At 69.0% G+C, this 17,170-nt stretch carries 17 protein-coding genes; 10 read left to right on the forward strand and 7 right to left on the reverse strand.

Going from position 1 to position 17,170, the window contains the following annotated elements; translation table 11 throughout:
• Nucleotides 1–119: 119 nt before the first annotated feature.
• Both ABD361_RS12960 and ABD361_RS12965 read left to right on the forward strand, forming a co-directional pair.
• Nucleotides 120–1,121, forward strand: coding sequence for an ArsR/SmtB family transcription factor (locus ABD361_RS12960; RefSeq protein WP_344435199.1), 1,002 nt, complete (start codon nucleotides 120–122; stop codon nucleotides 1,119–1,121).
• A 93-nt stretch (nucleotides 1,122–1,214) separates the two neighbouring features.
• A complete protein-coding gene (locus ABD361_RS12965) occupies nucleotides 1,215–2,078 on the forward strand; it encodes a metallophosphoesterase family protein (protein WP_344435200.1) in 864 nt (287 codons plus the stop codon).
• A gap of 211 nt (nucleotides 2,079–2,289) precedes the next feature.
• Here ABD361_RS12965 and tuf read toward each other — a convergent pair whose 3' ends face one another.
• From tuf to ABD361_RS12990, 5 genes are all read right to left on the reverse strand, one after another.
• Nucleotides 2,290–3,483: an elongation factor Tu gene (gene tuf, locus ABD361_RS12970; RefSeq protein WP_344435201.1), complete on the reverse strand. Its 1,194-nt coding sequence runs from the start codon at nucleotides 3,481–3,483 to the stop codon at nucleotides 2,290–2,292.
• 179 nt (nucleotides 3,484–3,662) lie between these two features.
• Nucleotides 3,663–5,786 (reverse strand): elongation factor G, encoded by a 2,124-nt coding sequence (gene fusA / locus ABD361_RS12975; protein ID WP_344435203.1) that lies wholly within the window; start codon nucleotides 5,784–5,786, stop codon nucleotides 3,663–3,665.
• A gap of 39 nt (nucleotides 5,787–5,825) precedes the next feature.
• Nucleotides 5,826–6,296 (reverse strand): 30S ribosomal protein S7, encoded by a 471-nt coding sequence (gene rpsG / locus ABD361_RS12980; protein ID WP_344435204.1) that lies wholly within the window; start codon nucleotides 6,294–6,296, stop codon nucleotides 5,826–5,828.
• Between the two features lie 2 nt (nucleotides 6,297–6,298).
• The gene (gene rpsL / locus ABD361_RS12985) at nucleotides 6,299–6,670 is read right to left on the reverse strand and encodes a 30S ribosomal protein S12 (protein WP_003948652.1); all 372 of its coding nucleotides are present in this window, start codon (nucleotides 6,668–6,670) and stop codon (nucleotides 6,299–6,301) included.
• 363 nt (nucleotides 6,671–7,033) lie between these two features.
• On the reverse strand, nucleotides 7,034–7,504 hold the full coding sequence (locus ABD361_RS12990) for a helix-turn-helix domain-containing protein (RefSeq protein ID WP_344435205.1): 471 nt from the start codon (nucleotides 7,502–7,504) through the stop codon (nucleotides 7,034–7,036).
• Nucleotides 7,505–7,846: 342 nt separating this feature from the next.
• Here ABD361_RS12990 and ABD361_RS12995 point away from each other — a divergent pair, with 342 nt between their 5' ends.
• Genes ABD361_RS12995 through ABD361_RS13005 form a run of 3 tightly spaced genes read left to right on the forward strand, consistent with a single transcriptional unit; the run spans nucleotide 7,847 to nucleotide 8,960 of the window.
• On the forward strand, nucleotides 7,847–8,125 hold the full coding sequence (locus ABD361_RS12995) for a hypothetical protein (RefSeq protein ID WP_344435206.1): 279 nt from the start codon (nucleotides 7,847–7,849) through the stop codon (nucleotides 8,123–8,125).
• The gene (locus ABD361_RS13000) at nucleotides 8,122–8,769 is read left to right on the forward strand and encodes a hypothetical protein (RefSeq protein WP_344435207.1); all 648 of its coding nucleotides are present in this window, start codon (nucleotides 8,122–8,124) and stop codon (nucleotides 8,767–8,769) included. Before ABD361_RS12995 ends, ABD361_RS13000 begins: the two co-directional genes overlap by 4 nt.
• Entirely contained in the window at nucleotides 8,766–8,960 is a 195-nt protein-coding gene (locus ABD361_RS13005; RefSeq protein WP_344435208.1) for a hypothetical protein, read from the forward strand. Before ABD361_RS13000 ends, ABD361_RS13005 begins: the two co-directional genes overlap by 4 nt.
• Before the next feature lie 115 nt (nucleotides 8,961–9,075).
• Here the strand turns inward: ABD361_RS13005 and ABD361_RS13010 are convergent, their stop codons facing one another.
• Entirely contained in the window at nucleotides 9,076–9,375 is a 300-nt protein-coding gene (locus ABD361_RS13010) for a hypothetical protein (RefSeq protein WP_344435209.1), read from the reverse strand.
• A 433-nt stretch (nucleotides 9,376–9,808) separates the two neighbouring features.
• Between ABD361_RS13010 and ABD361_RS13015 the strand changes: the two genes are divergently transcribed.
• From ABD361_RS13015 to ABD361_RS13035, 5 genes are all read left to right on the forward strand, one after another.
• Complete coding sequence (locus tag ABD361_RS13015; protein WP_344435210.1) at nucleotides 9,809–10,690, forward strand: CHAP domain-containing protein; 882 nt, start codon at nucleotides 9,809–9,811, stop codon at nucleotides 10,688–10,690.
• A gap of 112 nt (nucleotides 10,691–10,802) precedes the next feature.
• On the forward strand, nucleotides 10,803–11,693 hold the full coding sequence (locus ABD361_RS13020) for a hypothetical protein (RefSeq protein WP_344435211.1): 891 nt from the start codon (nucleotides 10,803–10,805) through the stop codon (nucleotides 11,691–11,693).
• Between the two features lie 13 nt (nucleotides 11,694–11,706).
• Nucleotides 11,707–12,585, forward strand: coding sequence for a peptidoglycan-binding protein (locus ABD361_RS13025; protein ID WP_344435212.1), 879 nt, complete (start codon nucleotides 11,707–11,709; stop codon nucleotides 12,583–12,585).
• A gap of 29 nt (nucleotides 12,586–12,614) precedes the next feature.
• Complete coding sequence (locus tag ABD361_RS13030; protein WP_344435213.1) at nucleotides 12,615–12,866, forward strand: hypothetical protein; 252 nt, start codon at nucleotides 12,615–12,617, stop codon at nucleotides 12,864–12,866.
• A complete protein-coding gene (locus ABD361_RS13035) occupies nucleotides 12,863–13,132 on the forward strand; it encodes a hypothetical protein (protein WP_344435214.1) in 270 nt (89 codons plus the stop codon). The genes ABD361_RS13030 and ABD361_RS13035 overlap by 4 nt, the downstream gene beginning before the upstream one ends.
• Before the next feature lie 64 nt (nucleotides 13,133–13,196).
• Here ABD361_RS13035 and ABD361_RS13040 read toward each other — a convergent pair whose 3' ends face one another.
• Nucleotides 13,197–17,096: a DNA-directed RNA polymerase subunit beta' gene (locus tag ABD361_RS13040; protein WP_344435216.1), complete on the reverse strand. Its 3,900-nt coding sequence runs from the start codon at nucleotides 17,094–17,096 to the stop codon at nucleotides 13,197–13,199.
• Nucleotides 17,097–17,170: the final 74 nt, after the last annotated feature.

The following is a 17,170-nucleotide window of genomic DNA, read 5'->3' on the forward strand; positions in this document are numbered from 1 at the left end:
CCCAGGGGCGGGGTGGGGGAAAGGCCCGCCGCAGGCGCATCCCGCACCCCCTGGCGCGAAGCACCACCCCCACGGGTGACCCCGCGTTCAAATGAGCCCGGGAAGGGCAAGGGCACACCGTGCGCATTCACTTCACCAGCGTCGACCTCGGCCGCATCCGCCTGGCCGCCGAGCCCGACCCCCTGTGGGAGACGCTGCTGGCCGCTCACATGCTGCAGACCGCCCAGGGCCCGCTCGTCTTCGACGCCTGGCGGGCCAGGGTGCGGCCGCGCCTGACGGACCCGATGCGCCGCGTGCTCGCGCTCGCCCCGCCCCGTGGCTACTCCCCCGACTTCCTGACGCCGCCTGAGACGGCCGAGGGGGGCCTGGCGGGCGGCATCGACGCGATGCTCTCGCTGCCGCGGCAGCGGTTGTGCGCCGAGCTGGAGCTGCTCTCCGCGGACCGCCGGGAGCTGCGCTTCGTGCGCGGCCTGGCGGAGGGCGGAGCTGCGTCCCTGCGGGCGCTGGGCGAGGGGCTGACGGCGCTGCACGACGCCGCCATCGGTCCGTACCTGGGCAAGGTGCGGGAGCACATCGAGGCCGACCGGGCGGCGAGGTCGCAGACGATCCTGCTGCACGGGATGGAGCACCTGCTGGCGACGCTGCACCCGGCGATCCGCTGGAGCCCACCGGTTCTGGAAGTGGCCGTTCCAGGGACGGCGGAGGACCTCTACCTGGAGGGGCGCGGGCTGCGGCTCGTGCCCTCCTTCTTTTGCTGGCGCGCCCCCACCGTGCTGCGTGATCCGGAGCTTCCGCCGGTACTGGTGTACCCGATCGTGCACGATCCCGCCTGGCTGCCGCCGGCGCCCGGGCGCGTGGTGCCCGAGCAGCGCCGGGAGCCGCCGCTGGCGGCGCTGCTGGGGCGCACGCGTGCCGAGGTGCTGGAGGCGACGGCGCGCGGCTGCACCACCAGTGAGCTGGCGCGGCGGGTGCGGATCGCCATGGCCACGGCCAGCCACCACGCCTCGGTGCTGCGGGAGGCGGGGCTCATCACGACGCACCGGGCCAACGGGCGGGCGTACCACACGCTCAGCGTGCTGGGCCGGGAGCTGCTGAACGGTCGCCCGCTGCTCGGGCAGTGACGGGAAACGATCATTTCCGTACCGTTGTCGACGGAACGTCGACAGAACAGCACGGCAGCACCCCCCCCGTAGCCACCGCGAGTCTGGGAACCGATGCAGCAGCCGAACACGCCCCGCCCCGGCCGACGCCTCCTGGCCGTCAGCGACCTGCACACCGGCATGAGCGCGAACGTGCCCATCGCCGAATCACTGCGCCCGACGACGGCGGACGACTGGCTGATCGTCGCGGGTGACGTGGCCGAACGCTTCGAGGACGTCGAGCGCACGCTGGAACTGCTGGCCGGCCGCTTCGCCCGGGTGCTGTGGGCGCCCGGCAACCACGAGCTGTGGACGCCCGCCGGCGACCCCGTCCAGCTGCGCGGGCAGGCCCGCTACGAGCGCCTGGTGGAGCTCTGCCGCGGCCTGGGCATCGACACGCCCGAGGACCCCTGGCCGGTGTGGGAGGGCGAGGGCGGCCCGGTCGCGGTGGCGCCGCTCTTCACGCTGTACGACTACACCTTCCGCACGCCCGGCGCGCGGACGAAGAAGGAGTCGCTGGAGCAGGCCCACGAGGCGGGCATCGTGTGCACCGACGAGTACCTGCTGCACCCGGAGCCGTACGAGGGCATCGACGACTGGTGCCGGGCCCGGGTCGCCGCGACCGAGGAGCGGCTGGCGGCGCACGACCCGTCCATACCCCTGGTACTGGCCGGCCACTGGCCGCTGGTGCGCCAGCCGACCGACATCCTGCACTTCCCGGAGTTCGCCCAGTGGTGCGGCACGGTCCTCACGCACGACTGGCACACCCGCTTCAACGTGGCGGCGGTGGTCTACGGGCACCTGCACATCCCGCGCACGACGTTCTACGACGGCGTGCGGTTCGAGGAGGTGTCGGTCGGCTACCCGCGCGAATGGCGCCGCCGCGGCCACCCACGCGGCCTCCTGCGCCAGGTACTGCCGTACGAGGGCGCCCAATAGGGGCGCGGGGAACTGCGCGATCGGCCACCGGCGGCCCGCAGTCGACGTCCATCTGCAGGCGCGTCGTGGCTTGTCGCGCAGTTCCCCGCGCCCCTGCAGGGCGCTGCCCCAGCCGCCGGTCAGGCACCAGGACATGCGAAAGGGCCCGCACATCGAAGCGATGTGCGGGCCCTTTGCGACCGTCAGGTCAGACCTTCAGGCAAGCCGGAGCTTACTTGTTGATCTTGGTGACCTGGCCGGCGCCGACGGTGCGGCCGCCCTCACGGATGGTGAAGCGCAGGCCCTCCTCCATGGCGACGGGCTGGATCAGGGACACGGTCATCTCGGCGTTGTCGCCGGGCATGACCATCTCCGTGCCCTCCTTGAGGGTCACAACACCGGTCACGTCAGTCGTACGGAAGTAGAACTGCGGACGGTAGTTGTTGAAGAACGGGGTGTGGCGGCCACCCTCGTCCTTGGAGAGGATGTACGCCGTGGCCTCGAACTCGGTGTGCGGGGTGACCGAACCCGGCTTGATGATGCACTGGCCGCGCTCGACGTCCTCGCGCTTGATGCCGCGGAGCAGCAGACCGACGTTCTCACCGGCCTGGCCCTCGTCGAGCAGCTTGCGGAACATCTCGATACCGGTGACGGTGGTCGAGGTCTTCTCGTTCTTGATGCCGATGATGTCGACGGTCTCGTTGACCTTCAGGACACCACGCTCGATACGACCGGTGACGACGGTGCCACGACCGGTGATCGTGAAGACGTCCTCGATCGGCATCAGGAACGGCTTGTCGACGGCGCGCTCCGGCTGCGGGATGAACTCGTCGACAGCCTTCATCAGGCCGAGGAGCTTCTCGCCCCACTCCTTGTCGCCCTCCAGCGCCTTGAGCGCGGAGACGCGGACGACCGGAGCGTTGTCGCCGTCGAACTCGTACTCGCTGAGGAGCTCACGGACCTCGAGCTCGACGAGCTCCAGGATCTCCTCGTCGTCCACCATGTCGGCCTTGTTCAGGGCGACGACGATGTACGGAACGCCGGACTGGCGGGCCAGGAGCACGTGCTCCTTGGTCTGCGGCATCGGACCGTCGGTCGCGGCGACCACGAGGATCGCGCCGTCCATCTGGGCGGCACCGGTGATCATGTTCTTGATGTAGTCCGCGTGACCGGGGCAGTCGACGTGGGCGTAGTGACGCGACTCGGTCTGGTACTCGACGTGCGCGATGGAGATGGTGATACCGCGCTGACGCTCCTCCGGCGCCTTGTCGATCTCGTCGAACGGCGTGAAGGGGTTCAGGTCCGGGTACGCGTCGTGCAGCACCTTGGTGATCGCCGCGGTAAGGGTCGTCTTACCGTGGTCGACGTGACCGATGGTGCCGATGTTGACGTGCGGCTTAGTCCGCTCGAACTTCGCCTTCGCCACTGGGGTCCTCCTGTGGAGTGGTTCTGGTACGCCTTACTTCGATCGGCGCCAGGGATCTTTGCTGGGGTGCCGTCCGCCGGGGCGTTCCCGTGCAGAACCCGGAGGTTATGCGCGGGAATGCCCCGACAGCCGGTGTCAAGCCTAAAGCGTGTGCTCAGCCCGCTGAACGCGGGATTCGCTTACTCGCCCTTGGCCTTCGCGATGATCTCCTCGGCGACGTTCCGCGGAACCTCGGCGTAGGAGTCGAACTGCATCGAGTAGCTTGCGCGACCCGAGGTCTTGCTGCGGAGGTCGCCGACGTAGCCGAACATCTCCGACAGCGGCACCAGGCCCTTGACGACCTTGGCGCCGGCCCGGTCCTCCATGGCCTGGATCTGGCCACGGCGGGAGTTGATGTCGCCGATCACGTCACCCATGTAGTCCTCGGGCGTGGTGACCTCGACGGCCATCATCGGCTCGAGCAGGGCGGGCGACGCCTTGCGGGCCGCCTCCTTGAACGCCATGGAACCGGCGATCTTGAACGCGAGCTCCGAGGAGTCGACGTCGTGGTAGGCACCGTCGAGCAGCGTCACCTTGACGCCGGTCAGCGGGTAGCCGGCCAGAACACCGAACTCCATGGCCTCCTGGCAACCCGCGTCCACGGACGGGATGTACTCCCGCGGGATGCGGCCACCGGTGACCTTGTTCTCGAACTCGTAGCCGTCGCCCTCGAGGGGCTCGACCGCGATCTGCACCTTGGCGAACTGGCCGGAACCACCAGTCTGCTTCTTGTGCGTGTAGTCGATGCGCTCGACCGCCTTGCGGATGGTCTCGCGGTACGCGACCTGCGGCTTGCCGACGTTGGCCTCGACCTTGAACTCGCGCTTCATGCGGTCGACCAGCACCTCGAGGTGCAGCTCGCCCATGCCCGCGATGATGGTCTGGCCCGTCTCCTCGTCCGTGTGGACCTGGAAGGACGGGTCCTCCTCGGCCAGACGCTGGATCGCGACGCCGAGCTTCTCCTGGTCGCCCTTCGACTTGGGCTCGATGGCGACCTGGATGACCGGGGCCGGGAAGTCCATGGACTCGAGGATGACCGGGTTGGCGGAGTCGCAGAGCGTCTCACCGGTGGTGGTCTGCTTCAGGCCCATGACGGCGACGATGTCGCCGGCGCCCACCGACTCGATCTCCTCACGCTTGTTGGCGTGCATGCGGTAGATCTTGCCGATGCGCTCCTTCTTGCCCTTGACGGAGTTCTGGACCTGGGATCCAGACTCCAGGCGACCGGAGTACACGCGGACGAAGGTGAGCTTGCCGAGGTGCGGGTCGCTCATGATCTTGAACGCCAGCGCCGCGAGGGGCTCCTCGTCGGACGGCTTGCGCTTGACGACCTCGTCCGGGTTGTTGACCGCGTGGCCCTCGATGGCCTCGATGTCGAGCGGCGAGGGGAGGTAGCGCACGACCGCGTCGAGCAGGGGCTGGACGCCCTTGTTCTTGAACGCGGTACCGCAGAACACCGGGGTGACCGTGGTGCCCTCGGTGGTGCGGCCGGACTCGATCGTGATGCGACGGATCGCGGTCATCAGCTGCTCCTCGGTGGGCTCCTGGCCCTCGAGGAACAGCTCCATGATCTCTTCGTCGTTCTCGGCGACGGCCTCGACCAGCTTGTTGTGCCACTCCTCGGCGGCCTCAACGTGCGTGTCGGGGATGTCGACGACGTCGTACATCTCGCCCTTGGCGGCCTCGGCGGACCACACCAGAGCCTTCATGCGGACGAGGTCGATGACGCCCTTGAAGTCGGCCTCGGCACCGATCGGGAGCTGCATGACCAGCGGCTGAGCACCCAGGCGGTCGACGATCATGTCGACACAGCGGTGGAACTCGGCACCGGTGCGGTCCAGCTTGTTCACGAAGCAGATGCGCGGCACGCCGTAACGGTCGGCCTGACGCCACACCGTCTCGGACTGGGGCTCGACACCGGCGACACCGTCGAACACGGTCACGGCACCGTCGAGCACGCGCAGGGAGCGCTCCACCTCGACGGTGAAGTCGACGTGACCCGGGGTGTCGATGATGTTGATCGTGTGATCGACGTTCTCGAGCGGCCAGTGGCAGGTCGTCGCGGCAGACGTGATCGTGATGCCGCGCTCCTGCTCCTGCTCCATCCAGTCCATCGTGGCAGCGCCGTCGTGGACCTCACCGATCTTGTAGGAAACACCGGTGTAGAAGAGGATGCGCTCGGTGGTGGTCGTCTTGCCCGCGTCGATGTGGGCCATGATCCCGATGTTGCGGACCTTGGCCAGGTCAAGCGAAGTGGTGGCCATATGGCTCAGTCTTCTCTCGGTTCTCGATGGGGTTTGCGACTACCAGCGGTAGTGCGCGAAGGCCTTGTTGGACTCGGCCATCTTGTGCGTGTCCTCACGCTTCTTGACCGAGGCGCCGAGACCGTTCGAGGCGTCCAGCAGCTCGTTCATGAGGCGCTCGGTCATGGTCTTCTCGCGACGGGCGCGGGAGTAACCGACCAGCCAGCGCAGCGCCAGCGTGGAGGCGCGGCCGGGCTTGACCTCGACCGGCACCTGGTAGGTGGCGCCACCGACGCGGCGGGACTTGACCTCGAGAGCCGGCTTGACGTTCTCGAGGGCGCGCTTGAGCGTGATGACCGGGTCCTGGCCGGTCTTCTCGCGCAGACCCTCCATGGCGCCGTACACGATGCGCTCGGCGGTGGAGCGCTTGCCGTGCAGCAGGATCTTGTTGATCAGCGAGGTGACAAGAGGAGAACCGTAAACCGGGTCGATGATGACCGGGCGCTTCGGGGCGGGGCCCTTACGAGGCATTCTTACTTCTCCTTCTTGGCGCCGTAGCGGCTGCGAGCCTGCTTGCGGTTCTTGACGCCCTGGGTGTCGAGCGAGCCACGGATGATCTTGTAGCGAACGCCCGGCAGGTCCTTCACACGGCCACCGCGGACGAGCACGATGGAGTGCTCCTGCAGGTTGTGGCCCTCACCCGGAATGTAAGCGGTGACCTCGATGCCGGAGGTCAGACGCACACGCGCGACCTTACGGAGGGCCGAGTTCGGCTTCTTCGGGGTGGTCGTGAACACGCGCGTGCAGACGCCACGGCGCTGGGGCGAACCCTCGAGTGCGGGCGTCTTGTTCTTCTCGACCTTGTCCTGCCGGCCCTTCCGGACCAGCTGCTGGATCGTAGGCACCGTTTCTCCGGTTTCTGTGTGCCGATCACGATAAAACTAACCTGGAACCCAGCTCCGACCCACGCGGTCGGGCGTGTCGAATACTGCAGACCTCCGCCGCATGGCGGATCGCGCAGATTTCGGTGTCTCCCGGCGGTACGGAAACCGCCCGGTTCCGGGCCTCCCGTGCGGTCTGACGGCACGCACAAGAGCCCAGGGACACCCCAGGCACAAGGTCAGAGCGTACCTACAGCATGAGCTGCGGTCAAAACAAATGCGCACGCGCAGGACACCCCGATGTGCGGCATAAGTCGCAGATCATGGGACCTCGCCCGGACCTGCGCGACTCGGTCCCTGCTCCGGCGGTACGGGCCGGGGCGGGCCTCAGCGGCCGGCGGCCGCGCCCCGGTAGGCGGCGCGCGGGTCACCCGACTGCGCCCCGCTGACCGTGAGGATCATTTCGGCCATCTCGACGAACTGACGCCGGTGGCTCTCGGGGATGCCGAGCAGGCCGGCCGCCTCCGCCGGGGTGACCCGCTTGCCGCCGCCGGCGGACCCGCCGGCGGCGGGCGCCGCCCCGGGCAGCGGCAGGTCCTCGGCCGCGACCCGGCCCGACTTGATCAGCATGTCGCGCAGGCCGACGCCCAGCACGCGCGCCAGCGCGCGCATGGTGTCCAGGTCCGGCAGGCTCTGCCGCTGCAACAGCCGGGTCACCGCCGCCCGGTGCACCCCGGCGTCCTCCGCGAGGCGCGACCTGCCGCCGCCGCGCGGGCTGTCGATGTCGTATCCGCGGTCCCGCATGAGGTCTTCGACCCAGCTCGCGAACCGCTCCACGTCCGAGCTCTTCTCGCCCATCACACGCTCCCTCCAGGGCGAAACCCTACCGTCCGTTCGCGCGCGCAATAAACAGGATGCTGCGCGCATGCACAACTTGGCCAGTCGAACGCCCGCCGTGGCCCACCGGAACCGGGCCCAGGTGCGTGGAATCGCACCGTCCAGCAGCTTTGCTCCCCTGTTCGCGGACGTGGGCGTTCGGGAGACGCCCCTCCGGAAGCTGATCGACTTTGTTGCGCGTTCGCACGCACCGTCGCTAGTGTTCATTGCGTAGCCGCAACAAGCCTCCCTCCGTCCACGCTTGTCACGGCTCTCCGCACCGCACCCTCCGCACCGTCCGCGCCCGACAGGGAGCCGCCCCGCATGCCATCCGCCCCGGGCCCCGCCACCGACTGGCGCGACCTCGCCGCCTGCGCGGGACTGCCCGACCACGTCGTCTTCGCCCGCCGCCCCAAGGCCGCGCTCCCCGCCCTGCGGGCGTGCGCCGGGTGCGCGGTGCGGCACCCCTGCCTGGAGGTCGTCGACCCGCGGGCGAGCTGGTTCGACGGGGTCTGTGCGGGGCGCCTGTGGCGCAACGGCCGGGAGGTGCGGATATCCGCCGACGCCCGGACCGCCGTTCGAGTGAAGGAGCAGCAGCCATGACCCCTCGACCCGACCGTGCCGCCGTATGGCTGGGCATCCTGCTCCGCCAGTTCCCCGAGCTGGTCCGTGAGCTGGCCCCCAGCCGCGCCGCGCGCCCCTCCCCCGCCGGGCGTACGCGCTCCACCTCCCCCTCCGCACCGATCCGCCTCTTCGTCTCGGACACCCTTCGCGACATCACCGACGGCGTGGTCGAACTGGAGGAAGCCGTGTGCGAGCGGCTCCGCGTGCCGAAGCCGCCCCGCGGCTCCGTCGAACAGCGGCTGACGCGCCTGATCGCCCTGCTCGACCGCGTCGGTGCGCACCCCGACCCCTCCCTCGCCGAGCACGTGCGCAGCGAGGCGCGGCGCATGGCGCGGCGCTGCTCGCTCGCCCTCGGCGACGTGGAGACGCCCGTCCGGGTGCACGGCCGCTGCCTGCACTGCGACTCCGTCTCCCTGCGGGTCTTCCCGCACCGCGAGACCGTCCTGTGCGTCAACCCCGGGTGCCGTTGCGCCGACGCGCAGTGCCGCTGTCACTCCGACGGCGGACACCGGCACGCATGGGTGCGGGCCGAGTGGCAGCAGCTGGCCGACGCCGTCGAGGCGGATCCGGCCGAACTGACCGCCGCACAGGACGAACCCCACACGGAAGGAACCGCCCGATGACGACCCTGGTCACCGCCGCCCTGGCCGCCCAGGAGGCCGCGGTCGTTCCCGACACCATCCGCAAGTGGGTGCAGCTGGGACACCTGGCCCCGGCCGGCCGCAGGGGCCGGGCCCATCTCTTCCGCCTGGAGGACGTCTTCGCGGCCGAGCGGGCCACGCGCCGGGCGCACGAGCGGCGCAGAGGCGACTGAGCCCGCCGGCCCCGCAGCCACAGCCCGCACGCCCCCACAGCCGCACAACGATGCAGCCCCCGCACCGGACACCGGTTGCGGGGGCTCACGCGTACTGCCTCGGGATGCCGGCGCCTCAGGCGTCCCTCCCGTCAGGGGAGTCGTGCCCGTTCCCCCACACCGGCATCCGGTAGACCTGCGCGCCGGCGGCCACGGCCTTGCCGTCGGCGGCCTGGGCCGTCTCGACGGCTTCCTGCCATCCGCTGACGAACCCCCTGACCTGAGCCGCGTCGACGGCCTTGGCGGCCACCTTGCCCACGACCGAGGTGAGGGCCCGGGCGACCTCGTCGGTGAAGACGCCGGCCTGCCCCGACTCGGCGGCCACTTCCACCGTTGCGGACACGACGTCCGCGAAGTGCTGACCGTAGGCATTCACCGAGCGCCACTCCCGGCGGCCACGAGGTGCTTGCCCACGCCACCCACGTGCGTTTCCCGTCGACTCATATGTCCCTCCGTGAATCCCCCCACGGCATCTGTCGCGAGATACCCAGGAGTGTGCGCGATGCCCCTCAACCTATCCCCTTCATCTGACACTCAGTAGCGATCCGCGACAAAGGGAAACCCATGGGAAACTCCGCCCCGAGCCGGGCGGATGTTGCGCGCGAACAATCCCTGGTTGCGCTCGCGCTCGATCTCGTTCACAATAGCTGCAGCGGCGGAGCTGTGCCCACAACTCGGGTACGGCCTCCGCCGCTTCGCGTTGGGCGAGCAGTGCCCGACAGCAGCCAGGCGAACGGCCCCGTCCCCTCTCCCCAGGGGGCGGGGCCGTTCGCATATCCGACGTCACCCCATGGAGGGTGTATTTCCCGATGGCCAATACCGCATCGGCCTTGCTGAAAGAGGCCGCAACACATATCGGGTACAAGGAGGGGCCGAACAACGACAACATGTTCGGCAGCTGGTACGGAATGCCCAACCAGCCCTGGTGCGCGATGTTCATCTCCTACTGCGCCGCGAAGTCGGACAACGCCGACATCATCCCTCGTTACTCGTACTGCCCCGTCGGCGTCTCCTGGTTCAAGGAGCGCGGCCTGTGGTCACGTACGCCGTCGGTCGGCGCCATCGTGTTCTACGGAAGCGAGGGCCAGGACCACACCGAAATAGTCGAGTCCTTCACGGACTCCGAAATCACCACCATCGGCGGCAACACCAGCAACAGCGGCTCGTCCAACGGTGACGGCGTCTACCGCCGCCACGTCAGCCGCAGCTCCGAGCGTATCTACGGATACGGCCACCCCAACTACAAGCCCGAAGAGGACCCTGACATGCCGAAGCGCGTGAGCCTTGCCCGTAAGACCGAGCTGGCCCTGAAGCGGAACACCCCGACCCAGATCCCGTTCCTCGACGAGTACTCCGACGGCGGCGACCAGCACCCCGACAAGGGCGGCCCGGCCTTCATCGCCAGCAACGCCGACTACATCGCCACCGCCGCAGCCACCCTCGCCGACGTCGCCTCCGGCACCACCATCCAGACCCGCTTCCTGGAGATCGACGCCAAGGGCGCCACGGTGAAGGAGGGCCCCATCGAGGAGCACATCGCCACCGGCGGCAACACCTACATCTCCCAGACCCGCTCCGGCGCCGTCTGCGACCCCGGCAACCGCGTCGTCTGGACCATCGAACTCGTCAACGGCCCCACCGACGGCAAGGTCACCTACGCCGAGGTCCAGGCCAACTACTGGCCGCGATAAAGCCCTTCCGCGCCACTGAGCCGGACATTTCCTGACGGGGGTGCCCCGCATGCCGTTCGCGGCTGCGGGGCACCCCCGTTTCTCCGTTCATCCCCGGAAAGGACCTATCAGCATGGTCGCCTATACCGACCTCCTGCCGTACAAGCTGACCTTCACGCAGATCCCCTGGAACATCGACGCCGACCAGCGCAAGAACGCCCAGGCCATTCTCGAAGAGGCGCTCAAGGCCGGCCTCGGTTACCGCGGCGGCGTCATCGGTGTCGCCACATCGATGCAGGAGTCGGCACTCAAGAACATCGGGTACGGCGACGCGACGAGCGTCGGCCTCTTCCAGCAGCAGGACGACTGGGGCTCCTTCGAGCAGCGGATGGATCCGCACTGGGCCTCGGCCAAGTTCTTCTCGGTGATGAAGAGCGACTGTCCGCGGAAGTTCGGACCGAACTACCTCACCTCGACCCAGCTCTACGAGGTCGCCCAGGAGGTGCAGCGCAGCAGGTTCCCCACCTATTACGCCAAGCACGAGGAGGCCGCCGCCCGGCTCGTCGCCGACCTGGCCAACTCCGGCATCGGTGACGAGTCCCCGAAGCGCGTGAGCCTTGCCCGCAAGAGCGACCTGGCCCTGAAGCGGAACACCCCGACCCAGATCCCCTTCGACGCCGAGTACTCCGACGGCGGCGACCAGCACCCCGACAAGGGCGGCCCGGCCTTCATCGCCAGCAACGCCGACTACATCGCCACCGCCGCAGCCACCCTCGCCGACGTCGCCTCCGGCACCACCATCCAGACCCGCTTCCTGGAGATCGACGCCAAGGGCGCCACGGTGAAGGAGGGCCCCATCGAGGAGCACATCGCCACCGGCGGCAACACCTACATCTCCCAGACCCGCTCCGGCGCCGTCTGCGACCCCGGCAACCGCGTCGTCTGGACCATCGAACTCGTCAACGGCCCCACCGACGGCAAGGTCACCTACGCCGAGGTCCAGGCCAACTACTGGCCCCGGTGAGGAGTCCCTGCCCATGGCCACTCCCCTCACCGCCGACCAGTTCGCAGGCGCGCTCCGCGCGGAGGGCGTCGACGTCGTCGAGACCGACGGCTGGCGCGAGCACAACCGCAACCACAAGGGCGCCTGGGGCCCGGTGCACGGCGTGATCATCCATCACACGGTCACCTCGGGCACCGCTTCCTCCGTCGAGCTCTGCTACGACGGCTACGAGGAGCTGCCCGGCCCGCTGTGCCACGGCGTCATCGACAAGTCCGGCACGGTCCACCTGGTCGGCTACGGCCGCGCCAACCACGCGGGCACCGGTGACGGCGCCGTGCTGGCGGCCGTCGTCGACGAGACGCCCCTGCCCGGCCCGACCGCCGACGACACCGACGGCAACGCCCGTTTCTACGGCTTCGAGTGCATCAACCTCGGGGACGGCGAGGATCCCTGGCCCGCCGAGCAGCTGGCGGCCATCGAGCGCGTCGCGGCCGCGCTGTGCCGGGCGCACGGCTGGGGCGCCGGATCGGTGATCGGCCACAAGGAGTGGACGAACACCAAGGTCGACCCCGTCGGCTTCGAGATGGCCGACCTGCGCGACCGCGTGGCCGCCCGCCTCGGCGCCTCCCCGGCCGACCGGAACCGCGTGCACCGGGACACCGCCTGCGAGCCCTTCCCCGGCGAGGCCTTCTTCCACGGCGCGCCCGACTCGCCCGTCGTCACGGCCATGGGCCGGCGCCTGGTCGAGGAGGGCTGTTCGGCGTACTCCCAGGGGCCCGGCGACCGGTGGACGGACGCCGACCGGCAGTCGTACGCCCGCTGGCAGCGCAAGCTCGGCTTCGCGGGCGCGGACGCCGACGGATGGCCGGGGCGGGTCTCCTGGGACGCGCTGAAGGTCCCGCGCGTGTCCTGACGACACCTCGCACCACAGAAAGGATCACCGTGTCCGACGCCACCCGGCGGATGCTCCGCACCGTCCTGCAGACCGCCGTGGCCCTCGCGCTCGCCCTGCCCGCGATCGTCGACGCCTCCGGCATCCCGGCAAGCCTGCCGTGGGTGGCCGGGGCGCTGGCCGTCGCCGGCGGGCTCGCCCGCGTCATGGCCCTGCCCGCCGTCCAGGCCCTGCTGCCGGCCTGGCTGCGCACCGGGCCGTCCGCAGGCCGCGGCACCGACGACTCCCGGGGCCGCGCATGAGGGACGCGCACACCACCACCGGCGAGGCGTCCGCCGTGGCCGTCGAGCTGGAGCGGCTGCGCGGCACGATGGAGGCCGGCTTCGCCCGGGCCGACGGGTCGCTCGCACTGCTCGTCCAGCGCAGCGACCAGACGGACAAGCAGCTCGCCGATCACGAGGCCCGGCTCGACGCCCTGGAGCGCACCCGGTGGCCGCTCACGAGCGTGGCGGCCCTGGCCGCGGTCGGCGGTGTCGTCGTGGCCGCCTTCCAGCTGACCGTTCGATGAGCGGAACGCCGCAGGGCGGCCACCCCCGAAGGGGTGACCGCCCTGTGCGCGATCAGCTGCTCGCCTACTGGTTGTACGGACCGTAGTCGTAGTCCTCCAGCGGGACGGCCTGGCCGGAGCCGGTGCCGAAGGGCGAGTAGTCGATGTCGTCGTAACCGACGGCCGAGTACATCGCGGCCTTGGCCTCCTCGGTGGGCTCCACCCGGATGTTGCGGTAGCGGGACAGGCCCGTACCGGCCGGGATGAGCTTACCGATGATGACGTTCTCCTTGAGGCCGATGAGGCTGTCGGACTTGGCGTTGATCGCCGCATCCGTCAGGACTCGGGTCGTCTCCTGGAAGGAGGCGGCCGACAGCCAGGACTCCGTCGCCAGCGAGGCCTTGGTGATACCCATCAGCTGCGGACGGCCGGAGGCGGGGTGACCGCCCTCGGTGACCACACGACGGTTCTCGGACTCGAAGCGCGAGCGCTCCACGAGCTCGCCCGGCAGCAGCTCGGCGTCGCCGGACTCGATGATCGTCACGCGGCGGAGCATCTGCCGGATGATGATCTCGATGTGCTTGTCGTGGATCGACACGCCCTGCGAGTTGTAGACCTTCTGGACTTCCGCGACCAGGTGGACCTGGACGGCCCGCTGACCGAGGATGCGCAGCACGTCGTGCGGGTTGGTGGCACCCACGGTGAGCTTCTGGCCCACCTCGACGTGGTCGCCCTCGCCCACCAGCAGACGGGCTCGCTTGGAGATCGCGTAGGCGGTCTCGTCGGAGCCGTCGTCCGGGGTGACGACGATCTTCTTGGTCTTCTCGGTCTCCTCGATGCGGACGCGGCCGGCCGCCTCCGAGATCGGGGCGACACCCTTGGGCGTACGGGCCTCGAAGAGCTCGACGACACGGGGCAGACCCTGGGTGATGTCGTCACCGGCCACACCACCGGTGTGGAAGGTACGCATCGTCAGCTGGGTACCGGGCTCACCGATGGACTGGGCGGCGATGATGCCGACGGCCTCGCCGATGTCCACCAGCTTGCCGGTCGCCAGGGAGCGGCCGTAGCAGAAGGCGCAGGTGCCGACGGCGGACTCGCAGGTGAGGACCGAGCGGGTCTTGACCGTCTCCACGCCGTGCTGGATCAGCTGGTCGATGAGCACGTCACCGAGGTCGACGTTGGCCGGCGCGATGACCTTGCCGTCGACGACGACGTCCTCGGCCAGCATGCGGGCGTAGACGCTCGTCTCGACGTCGTCGGCCTTGCGCAGGACGCCGGCCTCGTCGCGGACGCCGATCGTCAGCTTGAGGCCACGGTCGGTGCCGCAGTCCTCCTCGCGGATGATCACGTCCTGGGAGACGTCGACCAGACGACGGGTGAGGTAACCCGAGTCGGCGGTACGCAGAGCGGTGTCCGCGAGACCCTTACGGGCACCGTGCGTGGAGATGAAGTACTCCAGCACGGACAGACCCTCGCGGAAGGACGCCTTGATCGGACGCGGGATGGTCTCGTTCTTCGCGTTCGACACCAGACCACGCATACCGGCGATCTGCCGCATCTGCATCATGTTTCCTCGGGCACCCGAGTCAACCATCATGAAGATGGGGTTGGTCTTGGGGAAGTTCGCGTTCATCGCCTCGGCGACCTCGTTGGTCGCCTTGGTCCAGATCGCGATGAGCTCCTGCGTGCGCTCGTCCTTGGTGATCAGACCGCGCTCGTACTGCTTCTGGACCTTCTCGTCCTGGGCCTCGTAGCCCGCGACGATCTCCTTCTTGGCCTCGGGGACCACGACGTCGGAGATGGCCACGGTGACGCCGGAACGGGTCGCCCAGTAGAAGCCGGCCGCCTTCAGGTTGTCGAGCGTCGCCGCCACGATGACCTTGGGGTAGCGCTCGGCGAGGTCGTTGACGATCTCGGAGAGCTGCTTCTTGCCGACCGAGTAGTCGACGAACGGGTAGTCCTCGGGCAGCAGCTCGTTGAACAGCGCCCGGCCCAGCGTGGTGCGCAGGCGGAAGCTGTCGCCCTGCTGCCAGGTGGTCTCGCCGTTCTCGTCGGCGGCCGGGGTCCAGCCGCGCGGCGGCACGGTGCCGATCGGGAAGCGGATGTCGACCTTCGCCTGGAGCGAGAGCTCCCGGGCGTCGAACGCCATGATCGCCTCGGCGACGGACGCGAAGGACCGGCCCTCGCCGATGACCTCGCGCTCCTCCTCGTCGGTGGTGAGGAAGAACAGACCGAGCACCATGTCCTGGGTCGGCATGGTGACCGGACGGCCGTCGGCCGGCTTGAGGATGTTGTTCGAGGACAGCATCAGGATGCGGGCCTCGGCCTGCGCCTCCGCGGAGAGCGGCAGGTGGACGGCCATCTGGTCACCGTCGAAGTCCGCGTTGAACGCGGTGCACACGAGCGGGTGGATCTGGATGGCCTTGCCCTCGACCAGCTGCGGCTCGAAGGCCTGGATGCCGAGGCGGTGCAGCGTGGGCGCACGGTTCAGCAGCACCGGGTGCTCGGCGATGACCTCTTCGAGGACGTCGTACACGACGGTGCGGCCGCGCTCGACCATGCGCTTGGCCGACTTGATGTTCTGCGCGTGGTTCAGGTCGACCAGGCGCTTCATCACGAACGGCTTGAAGAGCTCCAGCGCCATGGCCTTGGGCAGACCGCACTGGTGCAGCTTCAGCTGCGGACCGACGACGATGACGGAACGGGCCGAGTAGTCGACGCGCTTACCGAGCAGGTTCTGACGGAAGCGACCCTGCTTGCCCTTGAGCATGTCGGACAGCGACTTCAGCGGACGGTTGCCGGGGCCCGTGACCGGGCGACCACGACGGCCGTTGTCGAAGAGCGCGTCGACGGCCTCCTGAAGCATGCGCTTCTCGTTGTTCACGATGATCTCGGGCGCGCCGAGGTCAAGGAGTCGCTTGAGGCGGTTGTTGCGGTTGATGACGCGGCGGTACAGGTCGTTCAGGTCGGAGGTCGCGAAGCGGCCACCGTCCAGCTGCACCATCGGACGCAGGTCCGGCGGGATCACCGGGATGCAGTCCAGCACCATGCCGCTGGGGCTGTTGCGGGTCTGCAGGAAGGCGGAGACGACCTTGAGGCGCTTGAGCGCACGGGTCTTCTTCTGGCCCTTGCCGGTACGGATGATCTCGCGGAGGCGCTCGGCCTCCTCGTCGAGGTCGAAGGACTCCAGGCGCTTCTGCAGCGCGGCGGCGCCCATCGCACCCATGAAGTAGGTGCCGAAGCGGTCGCGCAGCTCGCGGTAGAGCAGCTCGTCGCCCTCCAGGTCCTGGACCTTGAGGTTCTTGAAGCGGTTCCAGACCTCGTCGAGACGGTCGATCTCGCGCTGCGCACGGTCGCGCAGCTGCTTCATCTCACGCTCGGCGCCCTCGCGCACCTTGCGGCGCACGTCGGCCTTGGCGCCCTCGGCCTCCAGCTCGGCCAGGTCGGACTCGAGCTTCTTGGCGCGGGCCTCCAGGTCGGCGTCGCGGCGCTGCTCGATCTGCTGACGCTCGACGGAGACGTGGGCCTCCAGCGACGGCAGGTCGCGCGTGCGGCGCTCCTCGTCCACCCACGTGATCATGTAGGCGGCGAAGTAGATGACCTTCTCGAGGTCCTTCGGGGCGAGGTCGAGCAGGTAGCCCAGGCGCGACGGGACGCCCTTGAAGTACCAGATGTGGGTGACGGGAGCGGCAAGCTCGATGTGGCCCATCCGCTCACGGCGCACCTTGGCGCGCGTGACCTCGACGCCACAGCGCTCACAGATGATGCCCTTGAAGCGGACACGCTTGTACTTGCCGCAGTAGCACTCCCAGTCCCGGGTGGGGCCGAAGATCTTCTCGCAGAAGAGTCCGTCCTTTTCCGGCTTCAGGGTGCGGTAGTTGATGGTCTCCGGCTTCTTGACCTCGCCGTGGGACCAGGTTCGGATGTCGTCCGCGGTCGCCAGGCCGATCCGCAGCTCGTCGAAGAAGTTGACGTCGAGCACTTTGTCGTCAATCCCTCTTTCAGGGTTCGTGCGCCCTCCCGCCGGAGCGGGACATGGGCTCTACATCAGTGGTC

The organism is Streptomyces luteosporeus, assembly GCF_039532865.1.
GTDB classification, from domain to species: domain Bacteria; phylum Actinomycetota; class Actinomycetes; order Streptomycetales; family Streptomycetaceae; genus Streptomyces; species Streptomyces luteosporeus.